General features: G+C 67.1%; 12 protein-coding genes. 6 read left to right on the top strand and 6 right to left on the bottom strand.

All coding sequences use genetic code 11. The features are described from left to right. Positions 1-91 precede the first annotated feature (91 nt). Together AADI75_RS01080 and AADI75_RS01075 are read right to left on the bottom strand one after the other, a co-directional pair. Positions 92-2,620, bottom strand: a complete 2,529-nt coding sequence (locus AADI75_RS01080; RefSeq protein ID WP_341207212.1) for a TonB-dependent receptor — start codon at positions 2,618-2,620, stop codon at positions 92-94. A 109-nt stretch (positions 2,621-2,729) separates the two neighbouring features. Next, positions 2,730-4,322 carry a sulfotransferase gene (locus tag AADI75_RS01075; protein WP_341207211.1) on the bottom strand — a complete coding sequence of 531 codons (1,593 nt, stop codon included), beginning with the start codon at positions 4,320-4,322 and terminating at the stop codon, positions 2,730-2,732. Between the two features lie 49 nt (positions 4,323-4,371). Between AADI75_RS01075 and AADI75_RS01070 the strand changes: the two genes are divergently transcribed. Then, entirely contained in the window at positions 4,372-5,652 is a 1,281-nt protein-coding gene (locus tag AADI75_RS01070) for an amino acid permease (protein ID WP_341207210.1), read from the top strand. Here the strand turns inward: AADI75_RS01070 and AADI75_RS01065 are convergent. Together AADI75_RS01065 and AADI75_RS01060 are read right to left on the bottom strand one after the other, a co-directional pair. After that, positions 5,624-7,237 (bottom strand): NAD(P)/FAD-dependent oxidoreductase, encoded by a 1,614-nt coding sequence (locus AADI75_RS01065; protein WP_341207209.1) that lies wholly within the window; start codon positions 7,235-7,237, stop codon positions 5,624-5,626. The genes AADI75_RS01070 and AADI75_RS01065 overlap by 29 nt on opposite strands. Before the next feature lie 65 nt (positions 7,238-7,302). Then, positions 7,303-8,472 (bottom strand): aromatic ring-hydroxylating dioxygenase subunit alpha, encoded by a 1,170-nt coding sequence (locus tag AADI75_RS01060; RefSeq protein WP_341207208.1) that lies wholly within the window; start codon positions 8,470-8,472, stop codon positions 7,303-7,305. Positions 8,473-8,520: 48 nt separating this feature from the next. Here AADI75_RS01060 and betI point away from each other — a divergent pair, with 48 nt between their 5' ends. Beyond that, positions 8,521-9,096, top strand: a complete 576-nt coding sequence (gene betI / locus AADI75_RS01055; RefSeq protein ID WP_341207207.1) for a transcriptional regulator BetI — start codon at positions 8,521-8,523, stop codon at positions 9,094-9,096. Positions 9,097-9,248: 152 nt separating this feature from the next. Here betI and AADI75_RS01050 read toward each other — a convergent pair whose 3' ends face one another. Then, complete coding sequence (locus AADI75_RS01050) at positions 9,249-10,637, bottom strand: M20/M25/M40 family metallo-hydrolase (RefSeq protein WP_341207206.1); 1,389 nt, start codon at positions 10,635-10,637, stop codon at positions 9,249-9,251. A 62-nt stretch (positions 10,638-10,699) separates the two neighbouring features. Continuing rightward, the gene (locus tag AADI75_RS01045) at positions 10,700-11,722 is read right to left on the bottom strand and encodes an oxidoreductase (protein ID WP_341207205.1); all 1,023 of its coding nucleotides are present in this window, start codon (positions 11,720-11,722) and stop codon (positions 10,700-10,702) included. Between the two features lie 100 nt (positions 11,723-11,822). Here AADI75_RS01045 and AADI75_RS01040 point away from each other — a divergent pair, with 100 nt between their 5' ends. The 4 genes from AADI75_RS01040 to AADI75_RS01025 all read left to right on the top strand — a co-directional run bounded on the left by AADI75_RS01040 (position 11,823) and on the right by AADI75_RS01025 (position 17,055). After that, the gene (locus AADI75_RS01040; protein WP_341207204.1) at positions 11,823-12,956 is read left to right on the top strand and encodes a Gfo/Idh/MocA family oxidoreductase; all 1,134 of its coding nucleotides are present in this window, start codon (positions 11,823-11,825) and stop codon (positions 12,954-12,956) included. Between the two features lie 28 nt (positions 12,957-12,984). Then, positions 12,985-13,797, top strand: a complete 813-nt coding sequence (locus AADI75_RS01035; protein WP_341207203.1) for an SDR family oxidoreductase — start codon at positions 12,985-12,987, stop codon at positions 13,795-13,797. Continuing rightward, a complete protein-coding gene (locus AADI75_RS01030; RefSeq protein WP_341207202.1) occupies positions 13,790-15,601 on the top strand; it encodes a glycoside hydrolase family 15 protein in 1,812 nt (603 codons plus the stop codon). Before AADI75_RS01035 ends, AADI75_RS01030 begins: the two co-directional genes overlap by 8 nt. A 134-nt stretch (positions 15,602-15,735) precedes the next feature. After that, positions 15,736-17,055, top strand: coding sequence for a gluconate:H+ symporter (locus tag AADI75_RS01025; protein WP_341207201.1), 1,320 nt, complete (start codon positions 15,736-15,738; stop codon positions 17,053-17,055). Positions 17,056-17,057: the final 2 nt, after the last annotated feature.

The following is a 17,057-nucleotide window of genomic DNA, read 5'->3' as shown; positions in this document are numbered from 1 at the left end:
ATTTGGCTCAGGCGCGCGCCGGTGATGGCATTTGCTTCTTACCGCGAAAGGCATTGAAGTTGCGGTCTTTCCTCCCCGAAAGCTCCGTCTCCTAGAACTTCGCGCCGGCGCGGATGCCGATCATTCGCGGCGAAATGGGGACGATGTACGGGCGCTGGTCGCACGCGCCGCATTGCTGGAAGCGTGAGATCTGGCCGCGTTCGTCCCACAGGTTTCGTACGAAGATCTCGAACGTATAGTTCGACAGCTCACCACCGATCGACAGGTTCGCGCTCGTATAGGGTTGCAGCCGGCCCAGCGCGTCGGCCTTTTCCACGCGCAGGTCCGAGGAGGCGGAACTCTGATGTGCGACAAGGCCTTGAATATAGGCGCGCACCGTGCCGATCGGCACCGAATAGCGCGCGGTGCCGCTGAGTTTAAAGCGCGGGGTGATCGGCAGGCGGGTGCCCGCCGGGGCCAGAATTGTCGCGCCTGCGGTACTGCAATCCACGGAATCGCACAGATCGGTGCGGGTCTTGGCATTGGTATAGGAGCCCGCCGCGGTCAGCGAGAGGCCGCCCAGGGACACGTTGGTGTCCATTTCGATGCCGCGGATGCGCGCGTCGGGGCCGTTCTGGATCACGGTGAAGCTGTTTTCACCAAGGAACGAGAACTGAAATTGATCCCAATTCTGCTGATATACCGCGCCATTGAAGCGGACGGTGCCGCCCGGTAGCGTTGTTTTCCAGCCGACCTCGTAATTGGTCAGGAAGTCGGCAGCGTAGTCGCCGACGTCACCGCGACGGTTGATCCCGCCGGGACGGAAGCCGCGCGAGGCGGTAGCGTAGAGCAGGACCTCGTCGGTCGGCTTCCACGTCGCGTTGAAGCGGTAGGTGACGCCCTGACCGTCGGCGCGCTTGGGCACCACGCGGTTGCCATCGGGTACGCCGAGATTGACGCACGGGATCGCACCGACATCCGGCGTGGTGAGGAAGCTGGTCGTGTCGCCGCCGTTCAGATAGGCGTCGCGCAACGTGCCACCGCCGGCCAGATAGCAACTCGCCACGCCGGTGCGCGAGCTGCCCGCGGCATTGAACGGACTGGCGCTGTAGGGGCGGCCATCGTCCGGATCAACACCCGGATTGCGGCCGAAGCCGAAGAAGCCGACCAGCGAATTGTCGTAGATGAACACGCGACCGCCCGCCGTCAGCGTCAGCTTCGGCGTCAGGTCGTAGCTCGCCTCGCCGAAGATCGCATAATCCTTGTCGACGCGGTGCTGGCGGGTCAGCCAAAGCGTGCCCGGATAGCCGTTGACGGAGACCTGCGATCCGAGATTAGGGATTTGGTAATCCTGAAAGATCAGGTTGCTTTGCCGCTGGTAGAAGGCGCCCGCAACCAGCCGGAACGGCTGGTCGACCGGCGAGGCGACACGAACCTCTTGGCTCAGCTTCTTGAAATGATCGCGACCGATCACGCGCTGGCGCGGGTCGATCGTGTCGCCATTGTTATCCTGATAGTAGAAATATCCGGCCAGCCCGCCGACCGCCGAGTACAGCGAGTCATAGGCTTCGGAATAATCGGTATAGTCGCTCGACTGCACCGCGCGGCGATCGAGCAGCGCACCGGCGTAGGTGACGTCCCAATTGCCGAGCTTGCCCTCGATCGTCAGTGCGGCCTGCGCGAAGCGGTCGCGGCGATATTCGGGGTAGAAGCGCTGCACCTGAAGGTCGCCGACCTTGGGATCATAGCCGTAGCTGCCGTGGCTGTTCTGTTCCTGATAGAGCAGCGTCGGCGTCGCGGTCCAAGTGTCGTCGAGGTCGATCTTCAGCGCGGCGCGTCCGCCATAGGTCTCGGTGTCGTTATAATCCTTCTCGACGAAGGCAGCATTGTCGACGCTGATCCCGCCGGGCTGCGGCAGGAAGCTGCGCGTGCCGGGCACGTTGTCGATGAAGCCGGCGTCCTTCTGGTAGAAACCGACCACGCGCAGGGCGACCCGTTCGCCGAAGGGGATGTTGAGCATCCCTTCGCTGACATAGCCGATGCCGCCCGAGTGCAGCATGTTCACCTCGCCATCGACGCGGCCGTAAAAGCCGGCGGTGTCAGGCTTGTTGGTGATGATGCGGATCGTGCCCGCCTCGCTCGACGCGCCGTACAGCGTACCCTGCGGCCCGGCGAGGCTTTCGATCCGCGCGATGTCGTAGATGTGGATGTCGAGCGTGCCGCCGATCGTGGTGACCGGTTGTTCGTCGAGGTACACGCCGACCGAGGGCAGGGAGCCCGAGTGATTGCCGTCGCCGCCCGATGCGACGCCGCGCATATAGACGGTGGTGACGCCGGGTTGCGACGACTGGAACGCGACCGAGGGCAGAAGCTGCGTATAATCGACGAAGTTCGAGACGTTCAGCTGGTCGAGCCGGCGGGTGCCGATCGCTTGGATGCTGATCGGTACGTTCTGGATGCTCTCATCGCGCTTCTGCGCGGTGACGATGATGTCGCCGTCCGTGGTGGTCGCGGTCGGCTGCTGCGAGGGTGTGTCGGCGGTCGTGGTCTGGCCGGAGCCGGTCTGCGCCCCGGCAGGAACGGCGAACGCCGCAGAAGCCAGCAACGGAACGAGCACGCGACGACGGAAACTGACGACCACAACAATCCCCTTTGTTGCGACTATGTGACGTCATGCTGCAGCGCGGCAGCGGCACGGTCAATCCGGTCAAGAAACAATTTAACGTAAAAGGGTTGGCGTGACGGAATTGTCACGCTGTCTGGACGAAGCTGGGCGCAAGAGGATAACGTTCGATCACGTCGCCGAGCGCTTGTTCCAGCGGCGCCAGATGCGCGGCGAACGGGCGCCAGGCGCGATCGCCACCGCGGAAGATCGGCTGGCGCACCTGCTCGGACGAGGCGGTACGCACTGCGCGCTCGGTGCGGTGTGAGGACAGGCAGGCCGCATCGAAGGGCAGGCCGCATGCGTCCAGCAGTGCGCGGATATGCGGTTCGGGCGCGTCGACCAGTTCCTCGTGGATCACGCGGTGCACGCGCCCGGACTGCACCGCGTCGATATGCGCCATCATCCGCACATAGTCGCGGTAGTAGCGCCCCATGTCGTCAAGCGCGTAGCTGAAGCCCTGGCCGCGCGCGAAATGTTGCTTGAAGTTCGAAAAGCAGCAGGCGCGCGGATCGCGTCGCGCATCGATGATCGTCGCGTTGGGCAGAATCAGCCGGATCAGCGCGACATGCGCCCAATTGTTCGGCAGCTTGTCGACGAAGAACGGACGGTCGGTGCGGCGCTGGACCGCGGCGCGGCGGAGATAATCTTCGCCCAGTTCGCGAGCGCGCTCGGCGGTGAGGGTGGCGAGGCCGGCGGGATAATCCGTGATGCGGCGGGCGAGCGCGGGCATGTCGGGCAATTCGGTGGTGCCCTCGACCAGCGGGTGGCTGGCGAGGATCTGTTCGATCAGCGTCGATCCCGCGCGCGGCATGCCGAGCACGAAGATCGGATCGGGGCCGGGGCAGCCCCAGCCGGCCCGGGCTGCGAAGAAGTTGCTGGTGGCGGTCGCGACGATCGTGTCGACGAAGCGTGTCGTCTCTCCGGCGTCATAGTCGATTTGCGTCCGGCGCAGCGCGTTGCCGGCGGCGTAATGCGCGAAGGCGCGATCGGCGTCGCCGCGTTCCTCCCACGCCTTGCCGAGCGCGAAATCAAGGTGGTAGCGATCCTCGATCACGACCGCCGGATCGGCAAGCGCGGCGGTCATCGCCGCGACATCGGCATCGTCGAAGCGCACCGTCTTGAGGTTCGCGAGGCTCCACCACGCCTCGCCGAGCCCCGGGCGCAACGCGATGGCGCGGCGATAGGCTGCGACGCCGTCCGCCTGTCGCCCGACCGTCTTGAGCATATGGCCGTAGCTCATCCACACCTTGGGCTGCGCGGGCGCGGCGGCAAGCACGCGTTCGTAGAGCGCGATCGCTTCCTCGAACCCGCCGAGCCGTCCGAGCGCCGCGGCCTTGAGATTGGCGTGCCCGATATGCTCGGGCTCGGCGGCGAGCAACGTATCGAGTTCGGCGAGGGCGTCGACCGCACGGTTCTGGCGGTAGAGCACGATCGCGAGATTGGCGCGTGCGGCGGTGAAGCCGGGCGCGAGTTCGAGCGCACGGCGCAACAGCGTCTCGGCATCGCGATTGCGGCCGATCCGCCCGGCCAGTTCGGCGAGCATCCGGATCGCGCGCGCGTCGAACGGGTCGCGTTTCAGATAGGTGCGCAGCAACGGCTCGGCGATGTCGAGCCGATTGTCGTGGAGCGCCAGCGCAGCGTCGACTAGCAGGGGAGGGAAACGGGCAGGGTTGGGCATGGACGAACGAGCAGACCACGGCGGGGCGACCGGATCAAGCGCCAGACCCTTGAAAGACAAAGGTGCGCTCGGCTTCTGGGGCGCGCTGGCGCTGGTGATGGGCAATCTGATCGGGTCGGGGATCTACCTGCTGCCTGCGACGCTGGCGCCGTTCGGGGCGAATGCGACGTTCGGCTGGGCGGTCACGATCGCTGGCGCGATGGCGCTGGCGTTCGTCTTCGCGCGGCTCGCGGCGGCGGTGCCGCAGGCGGGCGGGCCATATGCCTATGCCGATGCGGCGTTCGGGCCGGCGATCGGGTTCGCGACGGCGTGGAGTTACTGGACGTTGATCTGGGCGGGCAACGGTGCGGTGGCGGTCGCGGCGGTCAGTGCGTTGAGCGTCGCCATTCCCGCGCTCGCGCCCCATGCCGCGATTGCGGCGGTGGTGATGGTGTGGGTGTTCGTCGGCGTGAACGTCCGCGGCGTCGCGGCGGCGGCGCGGGTGCAGATGGTGACGATGGTGCTGAAGCTGCTGCCGCTCGCCGCGGTCGCGCTGCTCGCCGGCTGGCTGCTGCTGACCAGGGGCGGTGCGGCGGTGGTGCACGATGCGCCGGTGCCACTTGCCGCCGGCACGATCGCGGGCGCGGCCGCGTTGACCTTCTGGGGATTTCTGGGCGTCGAGTCCGCAACGGTGCCCGCCGACCGGATGCAGAACCCGGCGCGGACGGTGCCGCGCGCGACGTTGATCGGGACCGCGGCGGTCGGGGTGATCTATCTGGTCGTGTCGGGCGCGATCACCGCGCTGATGCCGCGCGCGGCGGTTGCCGCGTCGCCCGCGCCGATCGCCGACTTTCTGGGCAGCGCGATGGGCGGCGCGACCGCGCAGGTGGTGGCGCTGTTCGCGACGGTGAGCGCGCTGGGGACGCTCAACGGCTTCGTCCTGCTGCAAGGCGAGGTGCCGCGGGCGATGGCGCGCGGCGGCGTGTTCCCGCGCTGGTTCGGGCGCGAGAACAAGGCGGGGGTGCCGGTGCGTGCGCATGTTCTGGCGGGCATTCTGGTGACGGGGGTGACGCTGGCCAATTACACGCGCGGAATGGGCGACCTGTTCGCGTTCGTCGCCGCGGTGTCGCTGGCGGCGGGGATGCTCGCCTATTTCGTCAGCGCGCTCGCCGGCGTGGCATTGCTGCGCGGCGATGCGGCCGGGCGGGTCGCGGGCGTCGGCTCGGCCGCATTCGTCGCTTGGCTATCCTACGGGCTGGGGCTGGAGGCGAACCTGTGGGCATTGGTGCTGCTGCTCGCGGGCGTGCCCGTTTACTGGTGGGTCAGCCGCGCCGCCGCCAGCGCGCGATGAGGCGGCGGTCGGCAAGGATCGCCTGCGCGGCATTGTGGCCCGGCGCGCCGGTCACCCCGCCGCCGGGATGCGTGCCCGATCCGCACATGTAGAGGCCGTGGATCGGCGCGCGATAGTCGCCATGCCCCAGCACCGGGCGCGCCGACCATAATTGGTCGAGGCTCATGCGGCCGTGGAAGATATCACCGTCGATCAGCCCGAACTTGCGTTCCAGATCGAGCGGCGAGTGGATCTGGCGCGCGATCACCGATTTCTTGAAGTTGGGCGCGTGGCGGTCGACGGTGTCGATGATGAGATCGGCGACCTCTTCGCGCGCATCGTCCCAGCTCCGGCCATCGGGCAGCTGCGGGGCGAATTGCTGGCAGAACAGGCTGGCGATGTGCATTCCCGGCGGCGCAAGGCTGTCGTCGATCGTCGTGGGGAGCTTCATCTCGACGATCGGCTCCTTCGACCAGCCGTGGACCTTTGCGTCATCGAACGCGCGGTCCATGTAATCCAGGCCGGGCGCGATGATGATCCCGGCGGTGTGATGCTCGGCGCGTTCCTTGCCGGGCAACACGGTGAAGTCGGGCAGTTCGCTGAGCGCGACGTTCATGCGGAACGTGCCCGAGCCGGTCTTGAAACCGGCGACGCGGCGGCGGAAATCCTCCGGCATGTCGCCGGCATCGACCATCTGTCGGTACAGTAGCGCCGGGCCGACGTTGGCGGCGACGATCGGCGCGGCGATCTCCTCGCCGCTGTCCAGCAGCACGCCCGCCGCCTTGCCGCCGTCGACCAGCACGCGCGCGACGGGGGCGTCGAGGCTGATCTCGACTCCGGCATCGAGGCACGCCGCCTGCATCGCCTGCGTGATCGCGCCCATCCCGCCGACCGAATGGCCCCATGCGCCGAACTTGCCGTTCACCTCGCCGAAGACGTGGTGGAGCAGGACATAGGCCGAGCCGGGGGTCGACACGCCCGCGAAATTGCCGACCACCGCGTCGAACGCGAAGGCGGACTTGACGTGATCGTCCTCGAACCAGCCGTCGAGGAAGTCGCGCGCGGACTTGGTGAAGACGTCGAGCAGGTCGCGCTGTGCGGCGATGTCGAGTTTGGCGAGCGGCCAGCCCTGTCGCGCGGCGGCGACCACCTCCGCCAGACCGCCGCCGGCGTTGGGCGGGATCTTGAGCGCGAGGTCGCGCAGCACCTGGGCGACGCGTTCGAGTGCGGCATCGTAGCGCGGATATGCGTCGGCATCATGCTGACTGAAGCGCGCGAACTGCTCCTGCGTGCGCTTCGTTCCGCCGCCGAGTGTCAGATAGGTGTCCGGGAAGGGGAAGAAGTTGCTGATCGTCCGCTCGATGATGCGAAAGCCGCGGTCGTGCAGCCTCATGTCCGCGATCACCTTCGGGCGCAGCAGGCTGACGGTGTAGCTGGCGGTCGAGTTGCGGAAGCCGGGGTGGAATTCCTCGGTCACCGCCGCGCCGCCGACGACGTGACGGCGTTCGAGCACGCGGACCTTCAGCCCGGCGCGCGCAAGGTAGAAGGCGCAGACCAGCCCGTTATGGCCACCGCCGATGATGAGTGCGTCGTACTTTGCCGTCATCTTTCCCCCATCATTTTTGTCCGCACGCCGTTCCGAGACAGACGCGGCCCGGCTGTTTCCTAATTTCACGCGGCGGTGCGCGACCAGCCCGGCGGTGGCGCGCGGTGGAGGCGAGCCTCCGGGATGCGGGCGCGGATCTTTGCGGCAAAGCTGCGCAGGCACACCTCGCTCGCGCCGATCGGGCCGGCGGTGTAGCTGGAGGAGGCCATGCCCTGTTGCACGCGCTCGATCAGCCAGGTGTCCTCGGCGTTGACGGTGCGATTGATCCGCCAGTTGGCGTAGCGGACCAGCTTCATCTCGCGCCGAGGATCGGGCAGCGCGAAGGTCATTTCGCGCAGCACGCAGGTCGTCGGCGTCAGCGGCAGCCATTGCATGAAGTCGATCTGGTCGGCGTAGATATCGAACGCCATGTTCGGCCACAGCTTGTAATAGAGCCACAGGCGCTGGTTTGCCTCGGGCAGGTGATCGACGTGCGGCAGATGCGTCTGGTAAAAACGCTCCCACACGTCGTCGGACGGTCGGTCGACGAGCTGCCCCGACATCTTGTCGACCCAGCCCGCCGCCTCGATCGCGTAGCTCTTGCCGAACAGCCGCGTCAGCCCGTCGTGCGCGACGGGGATGTGAAGATTGTCGGAATAATTGTCGCCGACGTTCTTCCAGTTCACTGACCGCTCGCGATGGCGCACATCGCCGATCCGGCGCATGTCGGCGAAGCGATAGGGCGCGATCTCATGATCGTAGGGCGCCATCATCTCCGCGACGCGCGGGCCTCCGTCATCCTCGAGCCGGACGAACACGAAGCCGCGCCAGCGGTCGATGTCGACCGGGACCAGCCCCGTCGTCGCCATGTCGAGCGCGGGATAGTCACGGCGCATCGGCACGCCGCTTAGCCGCCCGTCCAGTTCATAGGCCCAGGCATGATAGGGGCACACCAGCTTGCGCGCGCATCCCGCGTCGCCCTCCACCAGCCGCATCGCGCGGTGACGGCACACGTTGTGAAAGGCGCGGATCTCGCCATCGGCGCCCCGCACCACGACGACATTCTCGCCCAGATACGACAGCGTCCGCCATGCGCCGGGCCGGTCGAGATCGCTTTCGTGGCACACGATCTGCCATGACGGGCGGATGATCCGCGCGCATTCGAGCGCGAAATATTCGGGATCGGTGTACAACCAACCGGGCAGGCTCCAGTCGGCATCGGGATCACGATCATGCAGCTCGGCCGGACGGAGCATAGGAGGTTCTCGCGTGCTTGTTACACAAACGTATAACAGGGTGAGCGGTTGAGCAAGCGGTCAAATCCCGAGGATCGTCGCCGCGACCTGATCGAGGCGACGGTGCGCGTGCTCGCGGCGCGCGGCGCGGCGGGGGCGTCGGTGCGGACGATCGCCGCAGCGGCAGGCGTGTCGCCCGGGTTGGTGACGCATCATTTCGGCGGGGTCGACCGGCTGGTGGCGGCTTCCTACGACCATGTCGCAGCGCAGGTCGCGGCGGCGCTCGAAATGGCGGTCGAGGCGGCGGGGAGCGCGCCGCGCGCGCGACTGGGCGCTTATGTCGCGGCCAATTTCACCGCGCCGATCGCCGATCCGGCGCTGCTCGCGACGTGGCTGGCGCTATGGAGCCTTGCGCGCGGTGATGCGGCGATGCTGGCGCGGCACGAGCAACATTACGCGGGATTTCGGGCGCGGCTGGAGGTCTTGCTCGCCGAATGCGGCGTGCCGCCGGCGCGGGTGCGGCTGGCCGCAATCGGGGTCACCGCACTGGTCGATGGGCTATGGCTGGAGCTTTGCCTGTCGCCGGACAGCTTCTCCGCCGATGAGGCGCGGCGGATCGCGGCTGCGTACCTGGCGGGATTGTAGGCTGGATCATGTTGCGCCCAGCGAGTCGTCATTGCGAACGTAGCGAAGCAATCCAGGGCGCCCTGGTCCGGCTCTGGATTGCTTCGCTTCGCTCGCAATGACGGACAAAGTTCACGGCTCTCGCGAAGCAGACAGGTTAAGCGAAGCGATTCCTACTTCGACAGATCGGTGAACAGCGACTCATAATAAGCGATGCCGGGCGCGATGTTGTCGATCGGCGTTCGCTCGTTCAGGCCGTGGCTGAAATCGTCCGATTCCTTGATGAAGGTCGGGCTCGCACCATAGCTGGGGACATGGTGATAGCGGAACCACATGCTGTCGCTCGCGCCCGCCGACATGCTGGGAAAGACAGGCACGCCGGGGCGCGTCTTCCCCATCGCCTTGGTCACCGCAGCGACGAAATCGGCGCGCATCGGCGAGGCGTCGTTGGGGACCGAGCCTTCGCTGACGTCGCGGATCGTCAGCTTGGGTTCGGCAGCGACCTGCTTGAGCGTCGCCATGACGTCGGCCGGCTTCACGCCGGGGAAGATGCGGCAATTGATGTTCGCGGTCGCGCGCTGGGGCAGCGCGTTGAGCGCATGGCCGCCGCTGACCATCGTCGACACGCAGGTGGTGCCGATCTGCCCGACATAGGCTGGGTCGGCGGCGAGCGTGGCGATCGCCTGCTCGTCCTTCGGATTGGCCGCGAACGCGCGCATTGCGGCGGCGAGGGCCCCGGTCTTCTGCTTGGCCGCTTCCTCGAAGAACTTCTTGGTAAGGGCCGACAACTGCGGCGTGAAGCGGTAGTTGCCGATCCGCACCAGCGCTGCCGATAGTTGGTTGATCGCGTTTTCGGGGCGCGGTGCGGAACTGTGCCCGCCAGGGTTGGTAACGGTCAGCTCGAAATCCGCATAGGTCTTTTCCGCGCCATTCCACGTAAAGAATTGCGCACGACCGTCCTCGCCCAGCCGCCCGCCGCCGCCATCGATGTTGATGACCAGCTCGGCGTTCTTCAATTGCTCGGCGATCAGCGCGCTGGTCTTCATGCGCGTCTCCTCGTCGCCCGAAAATTCGAGCACGATGTCGCGGCGTGGACGATAGCCGGCACGCTTCATCTGCAGCAGCGCGGCGATTGTCACCGCGGCGTCGAGTTTCATATCGGTCGCGCCGCGGCCGTAGAGATAGCCGTTCTCGATCACCGGGGTGAACGGATCGCGCTGCCAGTCCGACGGCTTGGCCTCGACCACGTCGATGTGGCCGGAGATCACCAGCGGCTTGGCGGCGCGATCGGTGCCTGGCCAGCGCGCGATCAGATAGGCGGTATCGTCGACCGGCGTGACGGTGACGTCGGTGATCCCGCCCTCGACCAGCACCGACTTCAGATAGGCCGCGAGCTGCGGGGTCTGGTTGCCGGGGCCGGCGACACTGCGGAACGCGATCGCGCGCTTGGCGATGTCGAGCGCCTGCGCTTCGCTGCGTGGCTCGGCATGGAGCGTCGAGAGCGGCGTGGCACATAGCAGGGCAGCGACGAGACCCGAACGAACCCTGTTGCGCTTCATCATGCCTTTCCCCTTCGCGACGGTTCGATGACGCTAGGCCGCTGGAAGGAAAAGGCAACTGCGCGCTACAGCATCACCTCAGCGCGGGACGCCGCACTGCGCTCGCCAGCGTCGAGCACTTCCATCACCGCGAGTGCCTCGTGCGGCGGCACCGGATTCGCGCCGGTGCCGCGAATGGCTGCGACCAGTGCGGACCAGAAGCGCCGGTAATCGCCGCGCAGCGTAGGCACGCGCTGCGCCATTCCCGAGGCGTCGGTGAGCAGGCCGTCGTCGGGGTCGAGCCCCCAATCGTCGCCGCCCGGCGCGCGCCCGCTGACGGTCGCCGCCTCCTGCGGGTCGATGCCGTGCTTGATCCAGCTACCGTGCGCTCCGTGAACCGCGAAGCGCAGGCGATGGTCGGCGACGACCTTGCTAGAATGAAGCAAGACCCGCTTGTCCGGATAGCGGAGCGTGGCGTGGAAATAATCCGCGGCCGGCGCGCCGGTTCGCAGCGTGGCGATGTCGGCGGTGATGCCGAGCGGCCGTCCGAACAGCACCAGCGCCTGATCGACCAGATGCGGGCCGAGATCGAACCACGATCCGCCGACGCGCGCCTCCTTCCACGTCGCGGCGGCGACCGGCCGCCAGCGATCGAAGTGGCTTTCGAAGGTCGCGATCGTACCCAGCCGGTCCTCGGCCAACAGCGCGCGCAGCGTCAGGAAGTCGGCATCCCAGCGCCGGTTGTGAAACACCGTCAGCAGCCGACCGGCTCGCTCACTGGCCGCGACCAGCCCGCGCGCATCGGCGAGCGAAGTCGCGAACGGCTTGTCCACGAGGACATGCTTGCCTGCCGCCAAGGCAGCAAGCGCATGGTCGGCATGAAGCGCGTCGGGGCTGGAGACGATCACCAGATCGACGCCGGGTGTGGCAAGCAGCGTTTGGACATCGGGAACGACCGTCGCCGCGGGCAAATCGGCGAGCACCTTCGCGGGATCGCGCGAAACGATCCCGCGCAACGCCAGACCGGGTGTCGCGACCACATAGGGCGCATGAAAGGCGCGCCCGCCGAGCCCGTAACCGATCAGGCCGACACCGACTTCGTCGCTCATTCGCCGTCCTCCGTTTTGACGCGCGTCCTGCGGCCTCGTGGAACCATTACCCGCCGCTAAGCGGTTGCGGCACTCAATCGATCATCACGCGAGATTTTTCATGAGCATTGCATCGGCACTGGGGCTGGGCGGACGCAAGGTCCGTTACGCGATCGTCGGGCTGGGCGACATCTCGCAAGAGGCGTTGATGCCGGGCGTCGCGCATACCGGCAATTCGGAGATGACGGCGCTGGTGTCGGGCGACCCCGAAAAGCTCGCGGCGCTCGGCAAGCGTTACGACATCGCCGATCACTATTCCTATGAGCAGTTCCCCGAATTGCTTAGGTCGGGCACGATCGACGCCATTTACCTCGCCACCCCCAATTGGCGTCACGCGGAATTCGCGATTCCGGCACTTGAGGCCGGCATCCATGTGCTTTGCGAAAAGCCCCTCGACGTCTCGGCGGAGAAGGCGCGCGCGATCATCGCGGCGGGCCAGCGCGGCAAGGCAAAGCTGATGACCGCCTATCGCCTCCATTTCGAGCCCGCCACGCTCGACGCGATCCGCCGCATCCGTGCGGGTGAGCTGGGCGAGTTGGTCGCCTTTACCGCCTGCTTCACGCAGATGGTCGACCCCGCCAATCACCGCGCCACCAACGGGATCGAGGCCGGGCCGCTATTCGATATGGGCGCCTATCCGATCAACGCGATCCGCTACCTCTTCGGGGATGAGCCGCTGGAGGTCGTCTCGGCGGTCGGCGTGCGTCATGCCGAGTCCGGCTTCGGCGACTTCGACGATACGATCGCGGTGACGCTGCGGCTGCCGGGCAACCGGATCGCGCAATTCACGGTCAGCTATTACGCCAACAACGTCGACAGCCTTATCATCGCGGGCACCAAGGGCTCGATCGAGATGAACCCGGCGTTCGGCTTCGGACAGGGGCTGGAGCATCATCGCCAGATCGGCGAGGAACAGTCGCACGAAACCTACAAGGCCACCGACCAGTTCGGCGGCGAGCTGCGCTATTTCTCCGACTGCATCCTCAACGATCGCGACCCGGAGCCGGACGGCGAGGAAGGGCTGGCCGACCTGCTGGTGATCGAGGCGATCGTTGCCGCGCTGAAATTCGGCGGCCCGGTGAGCATCGAGCCGCTCGCGCGGGCCCGCCGCATCGACCCGGATGCGCAGGAGCAGACGTTGCGTGCCGTATCGATCCCCGAGCCGGTCAACGCCGCGCCGCCGACCGGCGCCTGACCCTTCCACGATCCCGCAGGAGACAACGATGTCCAATCCCTCGCAGCCGCTTGCCAAGCATGTCGCGGTGGTGACCGGTGCCAGTTCCGGCATCGGGCTGGCGGTGGCCGAGGGGCTGGCGACGGCCGGCGCCGCGGTGGTCGTCAACTATCATTCCGACGCCGAAGGGGCGGAGGAACTGGTGGCGCGCGTGCGGGCGCATGGCGGACGCGCGATCGCCGTCGGCGCCAATGTTTCCGAGGAGGACGACGTCGTCCGGCTCTTCGACGAGGCGACGAGTGCTTTCGGCCGGGTCGATGTGCTGGTCGCCAACTCGGGCGTGCAGAAGGATGCGGCGATCGCCGACATGTCGCTTGCAGACTGGAACACCGTCATCGCGGTCAACCTGACCGGCCAATTCCTGTGCGCACGCGAGGCGGTGCGGCGCTTCCGTGCGCAACCGGCAGAAGGGCGACCCGCCCGCAGCGCCGGCGCGATCATCACGATGAGTTCGGTGCATGAGGTGATCCCTTGGGCCGGGCACGTCAATTATGCGGCATCGAAGGGGGGCAGCCGGATGCTCACCCGCTCGCTGGCGCAGGAAGTGGCGGTCGACGGCATCCGCGTGAACGCCATCGCCCCCGGCGCGATCCGCACCCCGATCAACAAGGAGGCGTGGGACAGCGAGGCGGCATTGGAGAAGCTGTTGCGACTGATCCCCTATGGCCGGATCGGCGAGCCCGACGATGTCGCGCGCGCCGCGGTGTGGCTGGCGTCCGATCAGGCCGACTACGTGACGGGGACGACATTGTTCGTCGACGGGGGCATGACCTTGTACCCCGAGTTCCGCGACAATGGTTGAACCGCTGCGCACGATCGGCGACCACGGGATCATCGGTGATTTGGAAACCGCGGCGCTGATCGCACGCGATGCGACGATCGATTATCTGTGCTGGCCGTCGCTCGACAGCCCGACGATCTTCGCCGATCTGCTCGACGCGGGGAAGGGCGGGGCGTTCACGCTTCAGCCGGACCTCGACCAGCCCGAGCGGCTGCAACTCTACGTCCCCGATACCAACGTGTTGCTGACGCGCTGGATGGCCGAGCAGGGCAGCGCGGAGGTGCGCGACCTGATGCCGCTCGCCGCCGCGCGCGTCCATCCTGATCGTGCCGCGCGCTGCCTGATCCGCCGCGTGACGGTGACGCGCGGGGCCGTACGGTTCACGATGCGCTGCGCACCACGCTTCGATTATGCGCGCGAGCAGCCTGTGGTCGAGGCCGTCGATGGCGGCATCCGGTTCGTGGGAGACGACCTTTCGCTGCGGCTGTTCGCCTCGGTCCCGCTCGCCGCAAGCCCGGACGCCGCCACCGCGCAGTTCACGCTGACGGCGGGGCAAAGCGCGTGGTTTGTGCTGGGCACCGACGATCTGCTTCGTCCCGACGATCGGACGATTGACGAGGACGTCGCGGCGACCACGGAGGCATGGCGACGCTGGGCGAACCGCTCTTCCTACAAAGGGCGCTGGCGCGAGGCGATGACGCGATCGGCGCTCGCGCTGAAGCTGCTCACGTCCGAGCGGCATGGTTCGATCGCCGCCGCCGCCACCTTCTCCTTGCCCGAGGCGACCGGCGCGGGGCGCAACTGGGACTATCGCGCGACGTGGATCCGCGACGCCTCGTTTACCGTCTACGCCTTCCTGCGACTCGGCTTCGTCGACGAGGCGGAGCATTTCAATCGTTGGGCAGCGAAGCGCGTGATGGCCGCCGATCCGGAGCATCCGATCCGCATCATGTACGCGATCGACGGCACCGAGGCAGCGGACGAGCAGGAATTGCCGCATCTCGCCGGCTATCACGACAGTCGCCCGGTACGGATCGGCAACGCCGCGCATGCGCAGACGCAGCTCGACATCTTCGGCGAGTTGCTCGACAGCGTATACCTGTCGAACAAATATGGCCACGCGATCAGCCACGAAGGCTGGCAGCATGTGCGCGGCATCGTCGACCATGTTATCGCGCACTGGCAGGAACCCGACGCGGGCATCTGGGAGATGCGCGGCGCGCCGCGGCATTTCCTCCACTCGCGGGTGATGTGCTGGGTGGCGCTGGACCGGGCGATCCGGCTGGCGCATCAGCGTTCGTTGCCTGCGCCGCTGGTGGAATGGGCCACCGCGCGCGATGCGATCGTCGAGGATGTCTGGGAGAATTTCCGCCACCCCGATGACGGCTATTTCGTCCAGGAGCGCGGCGGGCGCGAACTCGACGCCGCGGCATTGATGATGCCGCTGGTCCGCTTCGTCTCGTCGACCGATCCGGTGTGGCTCAAGACCCTCGACGCGATCGGTGCGCAGCTGCGCGACGACGGTCTGGTTTATCGCTACCGCAACGCCGACGGGCTGGAGGGCGGAGAGGGGGCGTTCACCACCTGCACCTTCTGGTACGCCGAGTGTCTCGCGCGCGCCGGGCGGCTGGACGAGGCGCAGATGATTCTCGCCAAGGGGATGGCCTATGCCAACTCGCTCGGCCTGTTCTCGGAAGAAGTCGATCGCCGCGGGCTGGCGCTCGGCAATTTTCCGCAGGCGCTGACGCACCTTGCCTTCATCAGCGCGGCCTATTTCATCGATCGACGGCTCGACCCAAGCTACCGTCCGAATTGGCAGCCGTAGGGCTGCCTCGTTTCTCCTAAGCACGACGATGCGCCAAAGGTCGGAATTGACGTGGCCGCGCAAAGTGCGTTGTCTGCGACGATGAACGGTTCTCGCTTCACCCGACCCGCATCGCCGCTTCGAGCCGCGCGCGCGTGATTCTGCTGTCGATCGTCGTGGCGTTGGCGGTGCTGATCGGGCTAGTCGCGCTGCGCGCGCCGCCGTTCCTCGCCTTCGTCGTGTCGGCGCTGGTCGCCGCGCTGCTGCTCGGCGTACCACTCGCGCGCCTGCCCACCGCGATCGAGAAAGGGATCGGCGATACGATCGGCCCGGTCGTCATCACGATCGTACTCGGCGCGTTCCTCGGCAAGCTGATCGCCGACAGCGGCGCGGCGCAGCGGATCGCCGACACGCTGATCGGCTGGTTCGGCCCGGCGCGGCTGCCGATCGCGATGGCGGCGACCGGCTTTCTGGTCGGCATCCCGCTGTTCTACAATGTCGGCTTCGTCCTGATGGTGCCGCTGATCTTCTCGATCGTGCTGCGCTCGGGGCTGCCTGCGGTCCATGTCGGCATCCCGTTGCTGGCCGGGCTGTCGATCGCGCACGGGTTCCTGCCGCCGCACCCGTCGCCGACCGCCGTGGTTGCGCAACTCGGTGCGGATTTGGGCGTCACGCTGATCTACGGGCTGATCGTCGGCATCCCGACGCTGGCGATCGCCGGACCGTTGTTCGCGACCACGCTGAAGGGGATCGTCAGCCCGCCGTCGCCGCTGTTCGAGGCCGCCGCCGCCTCGCGCGATCGGCGGCTGCCCGGCGCGTTCGCCAGCTTCGCCTGCGCCTTGCTGCCGGTCGCGCTGATCGCCGGCGCGACCGCGCTCCACTACGCACCGCTCTCGCCGCAGGCTGCGACGCTGGTGGCGTTCGTGGGCCACCCGACCAACGTGCTGTTGTTGTCGATCGCGGTCGGCATCGTCGCGCTCGGACGCAGCGTCGGCCTGTCGCGCGTCGAGATGATGGACGGCTTCACCGTCGCGATCCGCGACATCGCACCGATCCTGCTCATCATCGCTGGCGCCGGCGCGCTGAAGCAGGTGCTGGTCGAAAGCGGCGCGGACAAGATCATGGCCGCGCAGCTCGCCGGTCTGCCGTTGCCGCCGCTCGCGCTCGGCTGGCTGCTGGCCTGTGTGATCCGGATCGCGGTCGGCTCCGCGACTGTTGCTGGGCTGACCGCGGGCGGATTGATCCAGCCGGTGATCGTCGCAACCGGCGCGGACGCCAATCTGATGGTGCTGGCAATCGGCGCGGGCAGCCTGATGTGCAGCCACGTCAATGATTCCGGCTTCTGGATGTTCAAGGAATATTTCGGCCTGTCGCTGCGCGACACCTTTCGTTCCTGGTCGCTGATGGAGACGCTGGTCGGGGTGTTCGGCCTGCTCTTCGTGCTGCTGCTCGACGCGGCGCTGCGCGTCCTCTAACT

Source organism: uncultured Sphingomonas sp. (assembly GCF_964021865.1).
In the GTDB taxonomy this organism is placed as follows: Bacteria; Pseudomonadota; Alphaproteobacteria; order Sphingomonadales; family Sphingomonadaceae; genus Sphingomonas.
This window is presented reverse-complemented; position numbering and strand designations above follow the sequence as displayed.